The following is a 15,228-nucleotide window of genomic DNA, read 5'->3' as shown; positions in this document are numbered from 1 at the left end:
GTCACGTGCCGTGACCCGGCCCACCCCGGCGTCGAACGGGCCTCCGCCGAGGCGGGAAGCGGGCGGTCCCGCCGGACGCACCGCGGCGCGGGCCCGTCCGCCGGGCCCGCGCCCTCACGCGCGGTGACGACCGCACGGGATCAGTTCGGCACGGAGACCGAGGTGTCCAGCGAGGTCAGCGTGATGACGATGCCGCTGGTCAGCACCATCCCGGCCAGAACCCGGGCGCGGTCGCAGGCGCGGTTGCGGCCGGTGAGCGTGATCCCGCCTGCCGCGTCCTGCTCCTCGCCGGCGTTCACGGCGGAGTCGGCGGCGGTGGTGTTCAGGTGCTGGTCCATCGGTGATCCCCTTCTGAGGTCCGTACGCCGGGTACGGGGGTGGAGGCGGAAGTGCCGTGGGTGCGTTGAGCCTTGCCGGTCAGGCGCCGGGGTGGGACAGGAGCAGGACGGACGGGACGGTGCCGGGATGTGCGAGACGCAGCAGCCCGTACCCGATGCCGGACAGCCCGTCGAGCAGTCCGGGGGAGGGAACGTGGTCGGGGGTGGCGCAGCGGTGGTGGTGCGCCTCGACGAGGGCGAGCACCCGGCCGGCGTACCGGGCGAGCGTTCCGGCGGCGGCCGGGTCGCCCCGTCCGGCACGAACGGCCAGCGGTTCCAGCGCGCCGAGCGTGCCCCGGCCGAGGCTGAGGTCGGGGCGCACCTCCGGATCCACCGGCCGGGCCGCGGCGGGCGGTCCCGGTACCGGGTCCAGGTGGGCGGCGACGGCCGCCGCCCCGGCGAGCCCACGGGACCAGGACGCGTCGCCGGTGCCCCGCCGGGCGCCCTCCAGCAGCGCCCGGGCGGCGGCCATGTGCGCGGTGGTCTCCCCAGGGAGGCGGGCGGCGTACCGCAGCAGGGCCCACGCGATGCCCGCGGCCCCGTCGGCGAAACCGGCGGAAAGCCCGTACCCGGCGGCCACGGCCCCCGGCGCCGGGGCCCCCTCGGGGCCGGACAGCGCGCCGAGCAGCCGGTCCGCCAGGGCGGTCGCCAGCCGCAGCGCCGCGGGGTCCCCGGTCGCCTCGTGCACGGCGACGGCGGCGGTCAGCGCTCCGGCCGTACCACTGCCGAACCCCGGATCGGACGCGGCGGACGCCGCGTGCCCGAGGGCGGTGAGCGCGTCGGGCAGGCAGTCCGCCTGGTCCGGGCCGAGCAGCGCCGACAGCCGCAGCACCGCGTGGACGATGCCCCCGAGACCGTCGTAGGCGCCAGGACCCGCCGCCGCGCTCAGTCCGGGATCGTCCGCCAGGGCTTTCAGCAGGGCAGGCAGCGGGCGCACCGCCTCCCGGGCGAGCGCGGCGTACCGGCCCGCTCCGGCCAGCGCGTCCGTCTGCGCCAGGAACAGCGCGACCCCGCAGTAGCCCTGCGCGATTCCGGCGCCCATCGGCAGCACCGCCCAGTGCGGGCCGGACACCCTTTCCAGGCCGAGCCAGTTGGTCCGGTTCTCGTCGCGCACCGCGCGGGCGGCGATCTCGTCGGCGATCCCGCACGCGGCGGCGAGCAGCCGTGACGCGTCCGGCGCCACGGCCGGCACCGGCTCCACCGTCAGTTCGGACCGGGGCCGGTCCAGCGGGGATCCCGCACCCCGTGCCGCGATCGAGGCGGTGATGATCCACTCCTGGTCGTGGCAGTCGACCTCGTCCATCCGGGCGATCTTCTCCCGTACCGAGGCCACGCCCGCCACGGGCAGCAGACCGGGCAGCCATGTGCCGTCCTCGGCCCGCACCGCGGTTCCCGACGGCCGGTGCGAGAACAGCGGGATGTCACCACGCCACAGGGCCGCCGTCTCGTGCTCGACCAGCCGCCGGCGCGCCTCGTCGTGCTCGGACTCCGTCCACAGCACCGCGAAGACCCCCTCACGGGCGAGCGCGTCGCCCAGCAGCGACGGATGGGCGGACTCCTCGAGGAGGGTCGCGTACAGCCGGGTGGCGCGGGCGACGAGCCGCGCGGGACGGTCCGCGCCGGACATCAACGGGCCGTCCTCACGGAGCAGTTCGCCCCCGTGGGCGGCGAGGGCCGCGTACCCGGCACGGAAGCCCTCCAGCAGCGCGGCCCGGTGGTCGGCGCCCTCCAGGAGGTGGCCGGCGGGCAAGGGCTGGTTGTGTGCCGCGGGGCTGAGCAGCGGTCCGCGCACGGCCCGCATGGTGTCCAGGCCGCTGTCGCGCCAGTGCAGGCCCTCGCTCGGGTAGGTGCCGTCGGTGGACCGGCCGAGCGCGGAGATGTCCAGCGCCCCGTGCTCGCCGATCAGCAGGTGCGGCAGCAGACAGGTGCGGTGCACGGAGGCCCGCAGCGCGTCCGCCGCCGGGTCGGCGCCCGTCGTCATGGACTGCGCGAGCCCGGTGTGCAGCAGCGTCTCGGCGTCCACCAGGACCGGCTGGTCGCCGCAGGCGATGACGTTCTCGTAGTGCATGTCCGCGCCGTCCACCGCGTACAGCAGGGCCAGCAGCGCGCCCTGGCGCCGGTAGAAGGCGTCGGTCTCGGTCACCGACCGGCACCAGCGGTGCCCGACGAACTCCAGCCAGCCGTACGCCTCGCGGCGCAGACTGCGCGGGGTGCGCAGGTCCAGGCCGGGCACCTTGGCGTTGAGCCATCCCACCAGGTCGTCGAGGAGGGCGTGCTGGCCGAGCGGACGCGGTTTGTACACCAGCCGCTCGCCGCCGAAGCGCAGGACCGCGACGGACCGGTTGCCCTCGTGGGCGTCCCCCCGGCCGAGGTCCACCCCGGTGAGCGGCCCCGGGTCGCGCCCGCCGAGCAGCCCGGCGGTCAGGTCCTCCCGGTCGGCCGCGAACCGGGCCGCCAGCTCGGCGGTGGCCGCGATCGCGTCCAGCGCGGTCTGCGCGAGCATCCGGGCCAGTACCGGCCGGGAGGCGAACAGCGCGCCGAGACCCCGCCGGGTGCCCGTGGCGGCGACGAAGGCGTCGAACCGTTCACGGGGGCCGGCACCGGCCAGCCGTCCGCCGCGGCGCGCCGTGTCGAGTTCCTGGACCAGGGTCCGCGCCGCCTGACGGACCAGCTGGTGCGTCAGCCGCCGTGCGAACGCCTCCCGCCACACGGCCTGTTCGGCGCCCGCGGGCAGCAGCCCGGCCAGCCGCGCGGTGGCGTCGGCGACGAACGGCCGTACCACCGGGGCGAAGACGTCGGGCCCCTCTACCTCCACCTCCCGGCCGGCCGGCTCCGCCGGCTCCCGGGAGGCGCCGGCCAGGACGGCCTCGGCGTGCCGCGCCCAGTCGGGCTTGGCGGCCCGGGCGGCCAGCCGCTCGGCGGGCTCGGCGGCCAGCGCCGCGGCCGTGACCCGGTCCACGCCAAGGTGGGCCAGCCGCAGGGCGAAGCCCTCGGCGTCCCCGACGGCCCACGGGGCGGGGCCGGCGGCGGCTTCGGCGGGCACCCCGGGAAGGCCGGGGGCGGCGAGCCGTTCCGCGAGGGACAGGGCCGGCGCCCACCACGAGGGCGGGAGGACGGCGCTCCGGGGAGCCGGGGGGCTGGCGGTCTCAGTCACGAGAAAGAAGGTCGCAGACCCCCTGTGACCCCCACATGGGTAAGCGTCCCCCATATTCTGTGCGGCCCCGCCGCGCCCGCCGCGCCGTCTCGCCCTCGACCTGGAGGACGTCGCAGGTCAGCGGCTGGGGTGCCCGGTCGCCGCACATGGGTAACGGGACACCGCGGGAGAACGCGGTTCTGCGTGTTCGGCCCTTGTGCCCGCCCCCGTCGTGTGCGCCGGCCGCCCGCGCCCCCGCTCCTCAGGGGTACGGACCCCAGGGCCCCCTCCCCACCGCCCCCCCCGACCTCCCGCCGCAGACCATCGCCGCCGCGCCGGCCGGCCGGCGACCGCCGCGCCACGGGCGGCGAGGCGGTCGCGGGGGAGCCGCCGCGGACGGGGGGCGGCCCCGCCGGCCGGAAAGGTGGGGGCCGGCTACCGATGCCGGCGCACCCCGCCCGCGGCACGGTGGTGAGCAGTCCCCACCGCAGAACCGACCCGGAGCGCGCACGACCGGGCGGACGAACTTCCTAGGAGAAGCAGATGGGAGCACCCGTATCCGTCGGCGTGGTCGCCCTCGACCCGGTGCTGGAGGCCGGCACCCGCACCACCCTGCTGGCCTGCCCGGACCTGACCGTGTGTGAGCCCGTGGACGCGCGGGTCGCCGTCCTCACCGTGGACCGCCCCGGACCGGCCGAACTCGACATGGTGCGCGCCACCCGCGCCCTGCGGCACAGCCCCGCCGTCGTCCTGGTGGCGGGCGCCCTCGCCTCCGGTGACGCCCTGCACGCCCTCGCCGCCGGTGCCCGCGGCCTGCTGCCGCGCCGGGACGCCGACGCGCCCCGCCTCGCCCACGCGGTGCTGGCCGCCTCCCGCGACGACTGCACCCTGCCACCCCGCTTGCTCGAACAGCTCCTGGACCGCCCGGCCGACGCCCGGCACACCACCGGGGGCTGGACCGACGGCATGCTGTCCGACCGGGAACGCTCGGTGCTGCGACTGCTTGCCGACGGCCACGAGACGGCCGAGATCGCCCAGCGGCTCGCCTACTCGCCGCGCACCGTGACCACCGTGGTCCACGACATCACCCAGCGGTTCCGGCTGCGCAACCGCGCCCACGCGGTCGCCTACGCGCTCCGGGCGGGCCTGCTGTGACCGCGACCCTGACCACCGCGCCCCAGGCGCCCGGTGCCGGCCCGGCGTTCGCACCCGTCGTCCTGCGCATCATGCCCTCACCCGGCGCGGAGCGCGTCCGCTGCGCGGCCCGCCGGGCGGGGCTGGCCTGCGCACCGGAGCACGGCGGGCCCGGGACCGTCACCGTCACCGTGGCCGCCGCCACCGACGCCGGCCGGGCCCTGCGCGGCCGGCGGGACACCGGCCCCCTGGTCCTCGTGTGCGACACCGTCGGACGGACGGACCTGCGGCTCGCGCTGCGGGCCGGGGCGGCCGTCCTGCGGGCCGCCGACCTCACCGGGGAGAACCTGGCCGCCGCGGTGCGCCGCGCGACCCACCCGCACCCGAGCATCCCCTACCCCGAGCTCTCCCACCTGCTGACCGGTCAGCCACGCTCCGCGGACCGGGCCGCCGGCGGCGGCCGTCCCGCCCTGACCGCACGTCAGGCCTCGGTGCTGCGCCTCATGGCCGAGGGACACGGCAACGCCGACATCTCCCTGCTGCTGCGCTGTTCCGAACACACCGTCAAGAACGTCGTCTACGAGATCATGGCCCGGCTGCAGGCCCGCAACAGGGCCCACGCCGTCGCCCACGCCGTACGCCACGGCCTGGTGTGATCCGAAGACGTCGCCCCGACGGCCGCGGGCGCCCTCCGGCTCCCGCGGCCGGCCACGCCTTCCGGCGGCCGTCAGCCGGGAGGCGCGGGCAGCAGCCGCGGCTCCATCCGCTCCTCCACCACCCGGTCGCCGTCCCGGAACACCACGTAGGCACCCTTGTCCCGCTGCTCCGCCACCGCCTCGACCAGCTCGGTGCCGCGGTAGACCAGCCCCACCCCGTCGTCGGTGCAGTGCGCCGTCGCGAACACGCCCTCGGCGACCAGCCGGTGGGTCAGCGGACGCCGGCCCCCGTCGCTGTCGTAATGCACCCCGTTGCCGTACGGCAGCAGCCCCAGCCCGTTGGTGACCGGACGGAGTCCGGGGCCGAAGGAGTCCGTGGTGCCGCCCTCGTACCAGCAGAGGGAACCCGCGCTCACCCCGGCGAGCACCACGCCGGCGCGCCAGGCGCGCCGCAGGATCTCGTCGAGCCGGTGCGCCCGCCACACGGCGAGCAGGTTGACCACCGAGCCGCCCATCACCCACACCACGTCGTGGCCGAGCACCGTACCCTCGACGTCCTCCACGTTCGGCATCGTGAAGAGCTGCAGCGGGGTGAGGTCGAAGCCCGCCACCCGGGCGGCCTCGCTCACCCGCGCCGTGACGTGCTCGGCGTCGCCCACCGCCGTGCCGAGGTAGAGGACGCGGGGGCGTCTGCCGTGCACACCGGAGAGATCGACCGCGTGGTGGACCAGGGCGTCGAAGAGGACCCGGGTGCGCGCGCCGACGCGATGACCTCCGGAGGTGGCGACGATGGTCGGTTCCGGAGCGGTCACGCCGGTGATCGTAGCGCGTCAACTCCGGGTTGTTGGTGAGTCATTGGTGAAGGCATCGCGCTCCCGCCCCCCGGAGGGGGACACCGGACCGTGCGAGGACACCGCGACACGACGGCGGGGACCGGTCCACCGGACCGGTCCCCGCCGTGCCGCGCCCGTGCGCTGTCAGGGCGTCCGCAGCGCCACCGCCGCCGCGTACCCCGCCGGGACCAGGACGTCCCGAACGCTCCACCCCGGCGCCGGGACGGCCGACAGCGGCCCGGTGCCCACGTAGTCCAGCGCCGGATCACGTACCAGCCCCGTCCCCAGGCCCTTCAGATACGCCTCCTTGCGCACCCAGGCCCGGGTGAACGCGGCCGGACGCCCGTGTGCGGGAAGCAGCGCCAGCTCGTCCGCCTCGACGGGGTGCAGCGCCGACTGGGCGCCGAGCACCGCCCGGTCCGTGGCCAGCCCCTCCACGTCGACGCCGACCGGTGCCGGGGCGAGCGCCACCAGCACCAGGTCCCCGCTGTGCGACAGGGAGAAATGCACACCAGGGGTGCGCAGGACCGGCCGCCCGTGCGGACCGCCGCAGCCCGCGCACGGCTCCCGCGCCAGGGGCAGTGCCTCGGCGCGCACGCCGAGCAGCAGGCTCAGCACGTCCCGCAGCGCCGCGTGCGCGACCACGTACGCGGCCCGGTCGCGGTCGTGCCGGAACGCGCGGGCCCGGTCACGTTCCTCCGCGTCCAGCAGCTCCCGCGCGTCCCGCAGGGTCTGCTCGTCCTGCGCCCCGACATGGGCCAGGTAGAGCTCCAGCGGCCCCCGCAGGACCCGGGGGCCCGGCGCCCGGGTCCGCCGCCGCAGCCCGGACAGGTCCAGCACGGCCGGACACAGCAGCCCGGACGGCGTCGGCGGCGGGGCGTGCGCCGACGGGTCCAGGAGCCGGCCCGCCCGTGACTCAGACATCTGCCCCGGCGAGCCGTCGGCGCAGGCTGAGCGGGCGCATGTCCGTCCAGATCACGCCGATGTGGTCCAGGCACTCCTGCCGGGTCCCGCGCCTGCCCTCCGGGTGCCAGCCGGCGGGCACGTCGCGGTCGGCCCGCCAGATCGAGTACTGCTCCTCGTCGTTGCGCACCACGAGGTACACCTCGTCGGTGTCCGTAGGGGCCTCGTAAGCGCCCGCGCCGGTCGTGGAGTCGGGTTGCGTCATGGTGAACCTCCCGCAGGTGGTGGGGCCGGCCACAGGTCGGGACCGACGCCGCCAGCGTGCCGGGCGACCGCCCGCCCCGGGCAGGGACGAACGCGCCGAGCCCGCGGCGCGCGTTGCTGCCGGATCTTCTCTGGTGCCGTACCGCGCCGTCGCGGGACGGTGCTGTCCGCCGGGGAGCCCGGCGTCCGGCCCGGCGGCCACCGCCGGCCGGCCCGCACCCCCCTTTCCGGAAGGAGCACGTGATGTCGGACGAGCACGCACCGGTCCTGCTACCGGGCGGAGGCTGGCGGCTCTGGGAGGAGTTCGCCCTGCGCGGCCCCGGCTTCCCCGCCGACGGCGTGCTGCGCCTGGCCCCGCCCGGACTGGCCGAGGCCGCCGACAAGTTCGGCCCCGGCACCGATCTGTCCGGACCCGAGTGGGAGGCCTTCACCGAGGACCTGTCGACGGCGGCCGTCGACACCGCCCGCCACCTCCAGCACATCGCCGGCCGGCCCCGCTTCCAGGCGGCCCTCGCCTGGCAGAACCCGGCAGTGCTGCGCACCGGCATCGCGCCGTTCCTGCGCTGGACGCCGGGCGTGGACCAGCGCAGCAGCATGCCCCGCCAGCGCGAGGAGCTGGTCGCCCACTACTGGCAGCGGTTCTGCGTGAAGAACGACACCATCGGCTTCTTCGGGCCGGTCGGCTGGGGCCGCTGGGACCCGGCCGCGCCGCACGCCGTCACCGTGGACGCCGGCCGGGGCTTCCTCGCCGCGCAGGAGGTCTACTTCTCCGGCTGGGCCGTCGACGCCCTGGCCAAGGTGCTCGCCGAGGACGCCGAGCTGACGCGGTGGATCCCGCCGCGCCGGATGTCCTTCGTGCGCTGCGAGGACGGCACGGTCCGGGTCCCGGGGCGGCCCGCCCAGCCCGTCGGGGAGGTGCAGCAGGCCGTCCTCCGGCACTGCGACGGCACCCGGCACACGGCCGCCATCGCCGCCGACCTGGACCTGGACCCCGACGAGGTGGCCGGCATCGTGGGGGAACTGGTCCGCCGGCGCTGGGTGGCCCAGCGCCTGGAGGTGCCCGCCGCCACCCATCCCGACCTGGCCCTGCGCCGGATCCTCGAGCGCGTCCCCGACGAGGCCGCCCGCGACCGTGCCCTCGCCAAGCTCGCCGTGCTGGAGCGCGGCCGGGACGCCGTACGCGCCGCCGGTACCGACGCCGCCGCGCTGACCACCGCGATCGGCGCCCTGGAGGCCGACTTCGCCGCCCTCACCGACAGCGACGCCCAGCGCGCCAAGGGCGCACGCACCGCCCCCTGCCGCGGCCTGGTGTACTCCGACGCCCGCCGCTCCGCCACGGCCACGGCAGGCCCCGCACTGCTGGAGCACCTCGAACCCCTCCAGCTGTGCCTGACCGCCGCCCGCTGGATGACCAACCGCTTCGCCGACGCCATCCGCGCCCGCCTGCGCACCGTCCACGCCCGCCTGAGCGCCGACGGCACACCGGTGGACCTCGCCACCTTGTGGATGCACACCCTGCCCTCCCCGCACCCCGACGCCGGCGACCTGATCGACACCGCCCAGGCCGAACTGCGCGCCAAGTGGGCCCGGGTCCTCGACCTGCCCCCCGGCACCCGCCGCGTCCGCCTGACCACGGCCGAGCTGGCCGACCGTGTGCGCCGTGAGTTCGCCGAGCCCGGCGACGGCTGGTCCCTCGCCCGCTACATCAGCCCCGACGTCCTGGTCGTGGCCGAGGACGCGGACGCCCTCGCACGCGGCGACGTCGACCTCGTCCTCGGCGAGATGCACTGCGCGCTGAACACCATGGGTGCCTCCCTCTTCGTGCACCAGCACCCCGACCGCGACCGGCTCGTCGCGGAGACCACCCGCGACTTCCCGGGCCCCCGCCTGCTGCCCACACTGCCCAAGGAGCTGCCCCTGCGCTGGTCCACCCGCAGCCGGCCCTCCCTGGACCGGCCCGAGGACCACTACGTCACCCTCGTCGACCAGACCGGCGACCCGTACCGCCCGAACTCGGTGCCGAGCGCCGACGTCCGCGTCGAGGACCGGGACGGACGTCTGACCGCCGTCCTGCCCGACGGCACCGTCCACGACGTCCTCGACGCCTACGCCAACACCCTCACCCAGCGCGTCATGGACCGTTTCACGCTCCGCCCCGACGGCGATCACACCCCGCGCATCACCATCGACCGCATGACCGTGGCCCGGGAGACCTGGCACCTTCCCGTCGGTGACGCCGACTTCGCCGACGAGAAGAGCGAGGCCGCCCGGTTCGTCCGCGCCCGGCACTGGCAGCGCCGTCACGACCTGCCCCGCTTCGTGTTCGTCGTCTCCCCGGCCGAACCCCGCCCGTTCTACGTCGACTTCGACAGCCCCGTGTACATCACCATCCTCGCCAAGGCGGCCCGCCGGCTCGCCCGCAAGGACCCCGGGGCCCGTCTGAAGGTCAGCGAGATGCTGCCCACCCCCGAGCAGGCCTGGCTCACCGACGACGACGGACACCGCTACACCTCCGAACTCCGCTTCGTGGCCGTCGACCTGACCGTCACCGGCTCCGGCTCCGGCTCCGGCACCGCCACCGGCTCCGGCTCGGAGGAGGCGTGATGCGCACCGTCGCCGACGACCTCGCCGCGCACGCGGCCCGCCACCCGGCCCGCATCGCGCTGGACACGCCCACGGGCCAGGTCACCTACGGCCGTCTCGCCGCACGCACCGACGAGCTGACCCGCCTGCTGCGCGCCCGGGGCGCCCGGCCGGAGACGGTGTGCGCCGTCGCCGTCGGGCACGGCGCGGACGCCGTGGCCGCCATGGCCGCCGTCCTGCGCTGCGGAGCGGCCTTCCTCACCCTGGACGTGGCCCAGCCCCGCGACCGGCTCGCGGCCTTCGTCCACAGCGCCGGCACCCGGCTGCTGCTGACCACCTCCGCACACCTCCGCGCCCTGGACCCCGACCCGGACCTGCCGACGATCCTGCTGGACGGTGCCGTCACCCTGCAGGACCCGCCCGCCACGCCGCCCGCCCGGGTCGATCCGCACGCCCTGGCCTATGTCAGCCACACCTCCGGCAGCACCGGCGAACCCAGCCCCGTCCTCGTCGAGCACCACGCCCTCGACGCCTACCTGCGCGACACCGCCCGCGCCTTCGGTCTCGGCCCGGACACCGTGGCCCTCCAGACGGCCCCGCTCGGCTACGACGCGTCCATCCGGGACACCTTCGCCCCGCTGCTGGCCGGAGGGCGGCTGGTGATCGTGGACCGCGCCCGGCTGCTGCGACCCGCCGACTTCGCCGGCACCGTGCGCGCCCACCGGGTGACCGCACTGCTCAGCACCACCCCGTCCTTCCTGGCCCACCTGGCCGGGCAACCGGATCTGCCCGACCCGCTCGGCGGCGTCACCCTGGTCGCCACCAGCGGCGAGTCCCTGCGCCCCTTCCTCGCCGCCGGTGGACGGCGGGCGGTCCCGGGCACGCTCGTCAACCAGTACGGCCCGACCGAATGCACCATGACCACCACCCGTCACCGCGTCGCCGCCGAGCCCGACACGGCCCTGGACCTGGTCGGAACACCCCGCCCGGGCACGGTCGTCCGGGTGCTCGACGCCGACCTCGCGCCCGTCCCCGACGGCACGGTGGGCGAGGTGTACATCGGCGGCGCGGGTGTCGCCCGGGGCTACGGCGGACGCCCCGACCGCACCGCCGAGTGCTTCCTGCCCGACCCCTACGGTCAGCCCGGTGCCCGCCTCTACCGCACCGGCGACCTCGGACGGTGGAGCCCGCAGGGCCTCGCCTACGCCGGGCGTACCGACCGGCAGGTCAAGATCCGCGGCTACCGCGTGGACCCCGCCGAGATCGAAGGCGCTCTGCTCTCCCACCCGCGCGTCAGCGGCGCCGTCGTCACCGCGCACACCGACGACCGGGGGCGTACGTACCTGGCGGCCCATGTCACCGGTGACCTGGCCGCCACGAAGGACGCCCACCTGCGCGCCCACCTGGCCCGCTCGCTGCCGCCGCACCTGATGCCACGGCACTTCCGGCGCCACGACGCGCTGCCGACCACCCGCGGCGGCAAGACGGACCGCCGCCGGCTGGTCGTGGGGAGCACCCCGTGACCGCCACCGGCCTGCGGCCGACCGCGGCCGGCCCCGGGCTCGGCCCCGCCGACGTCGCCGCGGCCGCCGCCCGCATCGCCCCACACGTCCGCCGCACCCCCCTGCTCAGCGGACCGGTGCCGGCCGGACACCGCACCGAACTGCTACTGAAGGCCGAACACCTCCAGCACGGCGGCTCGTTCAAGACGCGCGGAGCCGCCAACGCGCTCCTGGCACTCCAGGCCGAGCGGGTCGTCACCGGATCGTCCGGCAACCACGGCATCGCCCTCGCCCGGCTCGCCCGCTCCCTCGGCATTCACCTGACCGTCGTCCTCGCGGCGGGCGCGGACCCCGCCAAGACCGCCGCCGTCCGCGCGCTGGGCGCCGAGACGGTCCGGGTGGGCGGGGGAGTGGCCGAGCGGGACGAACGGGCCGGCGCGCTCGCGCGGGAGACCGGAGCCACCCTCGTCCCTTCCTCGGACCACCGCCTGGTCGTCGCCGGGCAGGGCACGGTCGGCACCGAACTCCTCGCCGACGCCCCCGAGACGGAGACGGTCTACGTTCCGGTCGGCGGCGGCGGACTCCTCGCCGGCGTCTGCCTCGCGGCCGCGGACCACCCGGTCCGGATCGTCGGCGTCGAACCGGACCGGATCCCCCGCTACGCCCGCTCCCTGGCCGCCGGGCACCCGGTCCAGCTGCCGCCCTGCGCCACCGTCGCCGACGGCCTGCGCGGCCAGCGGCCGGGACGCGTCCCCTACCCGGTCATCCGTGACCGGGTGGACGACCTGATAGCCGTCGGCGACGACGAGATCCTCGCCGCCGCCGTCCTGTTGCGCCGCCTCGGCGTCGACGCCGAGCCCAGCGGAGCCGTCGCCCTGGCCGGAGCCCTGCGCGCCGGCCGCCGCGAGCGGGCCGTGGCCGTCGTCTCCGGCGGCAACACACCCGCCCGCCTGCACGCCCTGCACCGCACCGCCACCGCCGAACCCACGGAAACAGCCGTGCCGACCACCACCGAGGAGCACCCGTCATGACCGAGAACGCCACCACCGCCACCCGCACCGCCGACCTGCTCGTCGCCATCTTCCGCGAGGTGCTCGGCCTGCCCGACCTGACCGAGGACACCGACTTCTACGAGGCGGGCGGTGACTCCCTCACCGCCTTCCAGATCACCGGCCGTCTCGAGGAGATCCTCGGCGCGCAGGTGCCGGTCTCCCTGGTCTTCGCCTATCCCACGCCCCGGGATCTGGCAGAGGTCGTCGACACCGACTACGGCCGCCCCTGACCCCACGGCTCCCACCCCGGACCCACCCGCCTCCGACGCCGGCGCGACCCACCCGCACCGGGACCGGAAGGCGGGGGCGGGCCGGCGTCCCTCCCCGCCCTCCGCCGGGCAGCCCTCCCCGCCCTCCGCCGGGCAGCCCTCCCCGCCCTCCGCCGGGCAGCCCTCCCGCCCGTCCGGCGCGACCCGTGTCCCCCTGCCCCGTCCGTCCTCTCGCGCTCGCAAGGAGAGCCCTGCCATGACCGAAGACCTCCTGCCGTCCCTCGGCCGCTGGCGCCTGTGGGAGCAGTTCGCGCTGCGCGGCCCCGGCTTCCCCGCGGACGGGGTGCTGCGCCTGGCCCCGCCCGGACTGGCCGAGGCCGCCGACAAGTTCGACGGGGACACCTCCCTCGACGGCGCCCCGTGGGAGGACTTCACCCGGCTCTTCGCCGATGCCGCCGTGGAGACCGCCCACACCCTCCAGGACATCGCCCGCACGCCGGCTTTCCGGGAGGCCGTGGCCTGGCAGAACCGCCCGGTCCTCACCTCGGGCATCGCGCCGTTCCTGCGCTGGACACCGGGCGTGGACCCGCGCAGCAGCATGCCCCGCCAGCGCGAGGAACTCATCGCCCACTACTGGCAGCGGTTCTGCGTGAAGAACGACACCATCGGCTTCTTCGGCCCCGTCGGCTGGGGCCGCTGGGACGCCGCGACGTCCGGTGCCGCACTCGGCACGGGATCCGGACTGGTCGCCGAGTCCACCGTCTACTGGGCGAGCTGGGGCATCGACGCGGTCGCCGCAACGCTGGACGCCGACCCCGGCCTGCGGGAGTGGATCGCCCCCCGCCGGGTGCCCTTCGTCACGGTGGACGGCGACCGGGTCCGCGTGCCCGGCAGACGGCCGGTGACGGTCCCCGCCGGGACCGCGGCCGTCCTCGCCCTCTGCGACGGCGTCCGCCCGGCGCGGGCGATCACCGCCGCGCTGCCGGACCACGACGTGCCCGCCGTGCTCGCCGACCTGGTCGCCCGCCGCTGGGTGACGTGGCGTCTGGAGGTCCCCGCGGGCACTCACCCGGACCGGGACCTGCGGGCCTGGCTGCGGACCGTCGGCGCGCCCGGACCGCGCCGGCGGGGGATCGCAGCGCTGGACCGGCTGGAGCAGGGGCGCGCGGCGGTGGCGGCCGCCCGCGACGTGGACACGCTGCTCGGCGCGATGACCGATCTGGAGCGGAACTTCACCGAGCTGACCGACACCGCCGCCGTTCGGGAGAAGTCCGCCTCGACGGCGCCGTGCCGGGCGCTCGTGTACCACGACTCCCGGCGGTCCGCGACGGCCCGCCTCGGCCCCGAGGTGCTGGAGGCGCTGCGCCCGCTGCGGCTGCTGATGGACAGCGCCGGATGGCTCACCTCACGGCTCGCCGCCGCGCTGCGCACCGGCATGCGTCCGGTGTACGAACGTCTCGCCGCCGAGGGCCCGGTCGACCTGGCTGCCTTCTGGTTCGCCTGCCTGCCGGTGCTGCACGGCCCCGTCCGCGCCACCGCGGGCGAACTCCAGGACGAGTTCGCCGCCGTCTGGCGGCGTCTGCTCACGGTCCCCGCGGGAGCCCGCCGGGTCCACGTCCGCTCCGCGGACATCGAGGAGGCGGTGCGGGAGGAGTTCCCCGGCTCCGGCGGCTGGACGGCGGCCCGCTATCTCAGCCCGGACATCATGATCGCCGCCGACGGCACCGAGGCGGTGGCCCGCGGCGACTTCACCCTCGTTCTCGGGGAACTCCACCTGGCCGCCAACACGCTGGGCGCCTCCCTCTTCACCCACCAGCACCCGGACGCCGGCGAACTGATCCGCCTCACCGACCGGGACCACCCCGGCCCGCGCCTGCTGCCGCTGCTCCCCAAGGAGCACCGCGCGCGCCTGTCCACCCGGGTCCGGCACACGCTGATACGGCCTCAGGACTACCAGGTCGCCCTGACCGACTTCACCGCGGACCCCACCCGTCCCCGGGCCGTGCGCAGCGCCGACGCCGTCGTGGAGGAGCACGGGGACGACCTCGTCGTCCGGCTCCCGGACGGCGCGAGATTCCCGGTGACGGACGTCTTCTCACATGTCCTGACCACCCTGTCCATGGATCTCTTCCGCCTCCTGCCCGAGGACGACCACACGCCGCGGGTCACGCTGGACCGGCTGGTGGTGACCCGGGAGACCTGGCGACTGCCCGCGGCCGGAGCCGGCTTCGCCGACGAGAAGGACGAGGCCCGCCGCTTCGTCCGGGCCCGCCGCTGGCGCGCCCGGCTCGGCCTGCCCCGCTACGTCTTCGTCGTCTCGCCGGCCGAGTCCCGGCCGTTCTACGTCGACTTCGACAGTCCCGTGTACGTGACGATCCTCGCCAAGGCGCTGCGCCGGCTGGGCCGCCGGGACCAGCAGGGCACGGTCACGTTCACGGAGATGCTGCCCACTCCGGAGCAGACCTGGCTCCGCGACGACGAAGGACGGCGGTACACCTCGGAACTGCGCTTCGTCGCGTTCGACACGGAGACGGGCTGACCGGGAGACGGGCTGACCGGGAGACGGGCTGACCGGGAGACGG

At 76.3% G+C, this 15,228-nt stretch carries 12 protein-coding genes; 7 read left to right on the top strand and 5 right to left on the bottom strand.

All coding sequences use genetic code 11. From position 1 onward, the window contains the following. Positions 1-140: 140 nt before the first annotated feature. Together ACIF9R_RS20945 and ACIF9R_RS20940 are read right to left on the bottom strand one after the other, a co-directional pair. Positions 141-338, bottom strand: coding sequence for a hypothetical protein (locus ACIF9R_RS20945; RefSeq protein WP_399982097.1), 198 nt, complete (start codon positions 336-338; stop codon positions 141-143). A gap of 79 nt (positions 339-417) precedes the next feature. Beyond that, positions 418-3,531, bottom strand: a complete 3,114-nt coding sequence (locus tag ACIF9R_RS20940) for a type 2 lanthipeptide synthetase LanM family protein (RefSeq protein ID WP_399982094.1) — start codon at positions 3,529-3,531, stop codon at positions 418-420. 522 nt (positions 3,532-4,053) lie between these two features. Between ACIF9R_RS20940 and ACIF9R_RS20935 the strand changes: the two genes are divergently transcribed. After that, the gene (locus ACIF9R_RS20935; RefSeq protein ID WP_399982091.1) at positions 4,054-4,665 is read left to right on the top strand and encodes a LuxR C-terminal-related transcriptional regulator; all 612 of its coding nucleotides are present in this window, start codon (positions 4,054-4,056) and stop codon (positions 4,663-4,665) included. Continuing rightward, a complete protein-coding gene (locus ACIF9R_RS20930; protein ID WP_399982088.1) occupies positions 4,662-5,300 on the top strand; it encodes a response regulator transcription factor in 639 nt (212 codons plus the stop codon). Before ACIF9R_RS20935 ends, ACIF9R_RS20930 begins: the two co-directional genes overlap by 4 nt. A gap of 71 nt (positions 5,301-5,371) precedes the next feature. Here ACIF9R_RS20930 and ACIF9R_RS20925 read toward each other — a convergent pair whose 3' ends face one another. The 3 genes from ACIF9R_RS20925 to ACIF9R_RS20915 form a co-directional block, all read right to left on the bottom strand. Then, positions 5,372-6,112 carry a Type 1 glutamine amidotransferase-like domain-containing protein gene (locus tag ACIF9R_RS20925; protein ID WP_399982085.1) on the bottom strand — a complete coding sequence of 247 codons (741 nt, stop codon included), beginning with the start codon at positions 6,110-6,112 and terminating at the stop codon, positions 5,372-5,374. Positions 6,113-6,277: 165 nt separating this feature from the next. Continuing rightward, entirely contained in the window at positions 6,278-7,057 is a 780-nt protein-coding gene (locus ACIF9R_RS20920) for a 4'-phosphopantetheinyl transferase family protein (protein ID WP_399982082.1), read from the bottom strand. After that, positions 7,050-7,301 carry an MbtH family protein gene (locus ACIF9R_RS20915; protein ID WP_399982079.1) on the bottom strand — a complete coding sequence of 84 codons (252 nt, stop codon included), beginning with the start codon at positions 7,299-7,301 and terminating at the stop codon, positions 7,050-7,052. Before ACIF9R_RS20915 ends, ACIF9R_RS20920 begins: the two co-directional genes overlap by 8 nt. A gap of 242 nt (positions 7,302-7,543) precedes the next feature. Between ACIF9R_RS20915 and ACIF9R_RS20910 the strand changes: the two genes are divergently transcribed. The 5 genes from ACIF9R_RS20910 (at position 7,544) to ACIF9R_RS20890 (ending at position 15,185) form a co-directional block, all read left to right on the top strand. Next, positions 7,544-9,904 (top strand): lantibiotic dehydratase, encoded by a 2,361-nt coding sequence (locus ACIF9R_RS20910; RefSeq protein ID WP_399982076.1) that lies wholly within the window; start codon positions 7,544-7,546, stop codon positions 9,902-9,904. Next, positions 9,904-11,406, top strand: a complete 1,503-nt coding sequence (locus ACIF9R_RS20905; RefSeq protein WP_399982073.1) for an amino acid adenylation domain-containing protein — start codon at positions 9,904-9,906, stop codon at positions 11,404-11,406. The genes ACIF9R_RS20910 and ACIF9R_RS20905 overlap by 1 nt, the downstream gene beginning before the upstream one ends. Beyond that, a complete protein-coding gene (locus ACIF9R_RS20900) occupies positions 11,403-12,416 on the top strand; it encodes a threonine/serine dehydratase (protein ID WP_399982070.1) in 1,014 nt (337 codons plus the stop codon). The genes ACIF9R_RS20905 and ACIF9R_RS20900 overlap by 4 nt, the downstream gene beginning before the upstream one ends. Beyond that, on the top strand, positions 12,413-12,667 hold the full coding sequence (locus tag ACIF9R_RS20895; protein ID WP_399982067.1) for an acyl carrier protein: 255 nt from the start codon (positions 12,413-12,415) through the stop codon (positions 12,665-12,667). Before ACIF9R_RS20900 ends, ACIF9R_RS20895 begins: the two co-directional genes overlap by 4 nt. Before the next feature lie 235 nt (positions 12,668-12,902). After that, positions 12,903-15,185 carry a lantibiotic dehydratase gene (locus ACIF9R_RS20890; RefSeq protein WP_399982065.1) on the top strand — a complete coding sequence of 761 codons (2,283 nt, stop codon included), beginning with the start codon at positions 12,903-12,905 and terminating at the stop codon, positions 15,183-15,185. The last annotated feature ends 43 nt before the right edge of the window (positions 15,186-15,228 follow it).

The sequence above is a fragment of the Streptomyces sp. NPDC086080 genome (assembly GCF_044540255.1).
Lineage (GTDB): Bacteria > Actinomycetota > Actinomycetes > Streptomycetales > Streptomycetaceae > Streptomyces.
The sequence above is the reverse complement of the archived record's forward strand: the minus strand, read 5'-3'. Positions and strand labels throughout refer to the sequence as shown.

What these genes read in the sequence shown, in the direction of transcription:
- ACIF9R_RS20920 (WP_399982082.1), bottom strand. Translation starts at nt 7,057, where the DNA reads ATGTCTGAGTCACGGGCGGGCCGGCTCCTGGACCCGTCGGCGCACGCC.
- ACIF9R_RS20915 (WP_399982079.1), bottom strand. Translation starts at nt 7,301, where the DNA reads ATGACGCAACCCGACTCCACGACCGGCGCGGGCGCTTACGAGGCCCCT.
- ACIF9R_RS20945 (WP_399982097.1), bottom strand. Translation starts at nt 338, where the DNA reads ATGGACCAGCACCTGAACACCACCGCCGCCGACTCCGCCGTGAACGCC.
- ACIF9R_RS20905 (WP_399982073.1), top strand. Translation starts at nt 9,904, where the DNA reads ATGCGCACCGTCGCCGACGACCTCGCCGCGCACGCGGCCCGCCACCCG.
- ACIF9R_RS20895 (WP_399982067.1), top strand. Translation starts at nt 12,413, where the DNA reads ATGACCGAGAACGCCACCACCGCCACCCGCACCGCCGACCTGCTCGTC.
- ACIF9R_RS20910 (WP_399982076.1), top strand. Translation starts at nt 7,544, where the DNA reads ATGTCGGACGAGCACGCACCGGTCCTGCTACCGGGCGGAGGCTGGCGG.
- ACIF9R_RS20935 (WP_399982091.1), top strand. Translation starts at nt 4,054, where the DNA reads ATGGGAGCACCCGTATCCGTCGGCGTGGTCGCCCTCGACCCGGTGCTG.
- ACIF9R_RS20890 (WP_399982065.1), top strand. Translation starts at nt 12,903, where the DNA reads ATGACCGAAGACCTCCTGCCGTCCCTCGGCCGCTGGCGCCTGTGGGAG.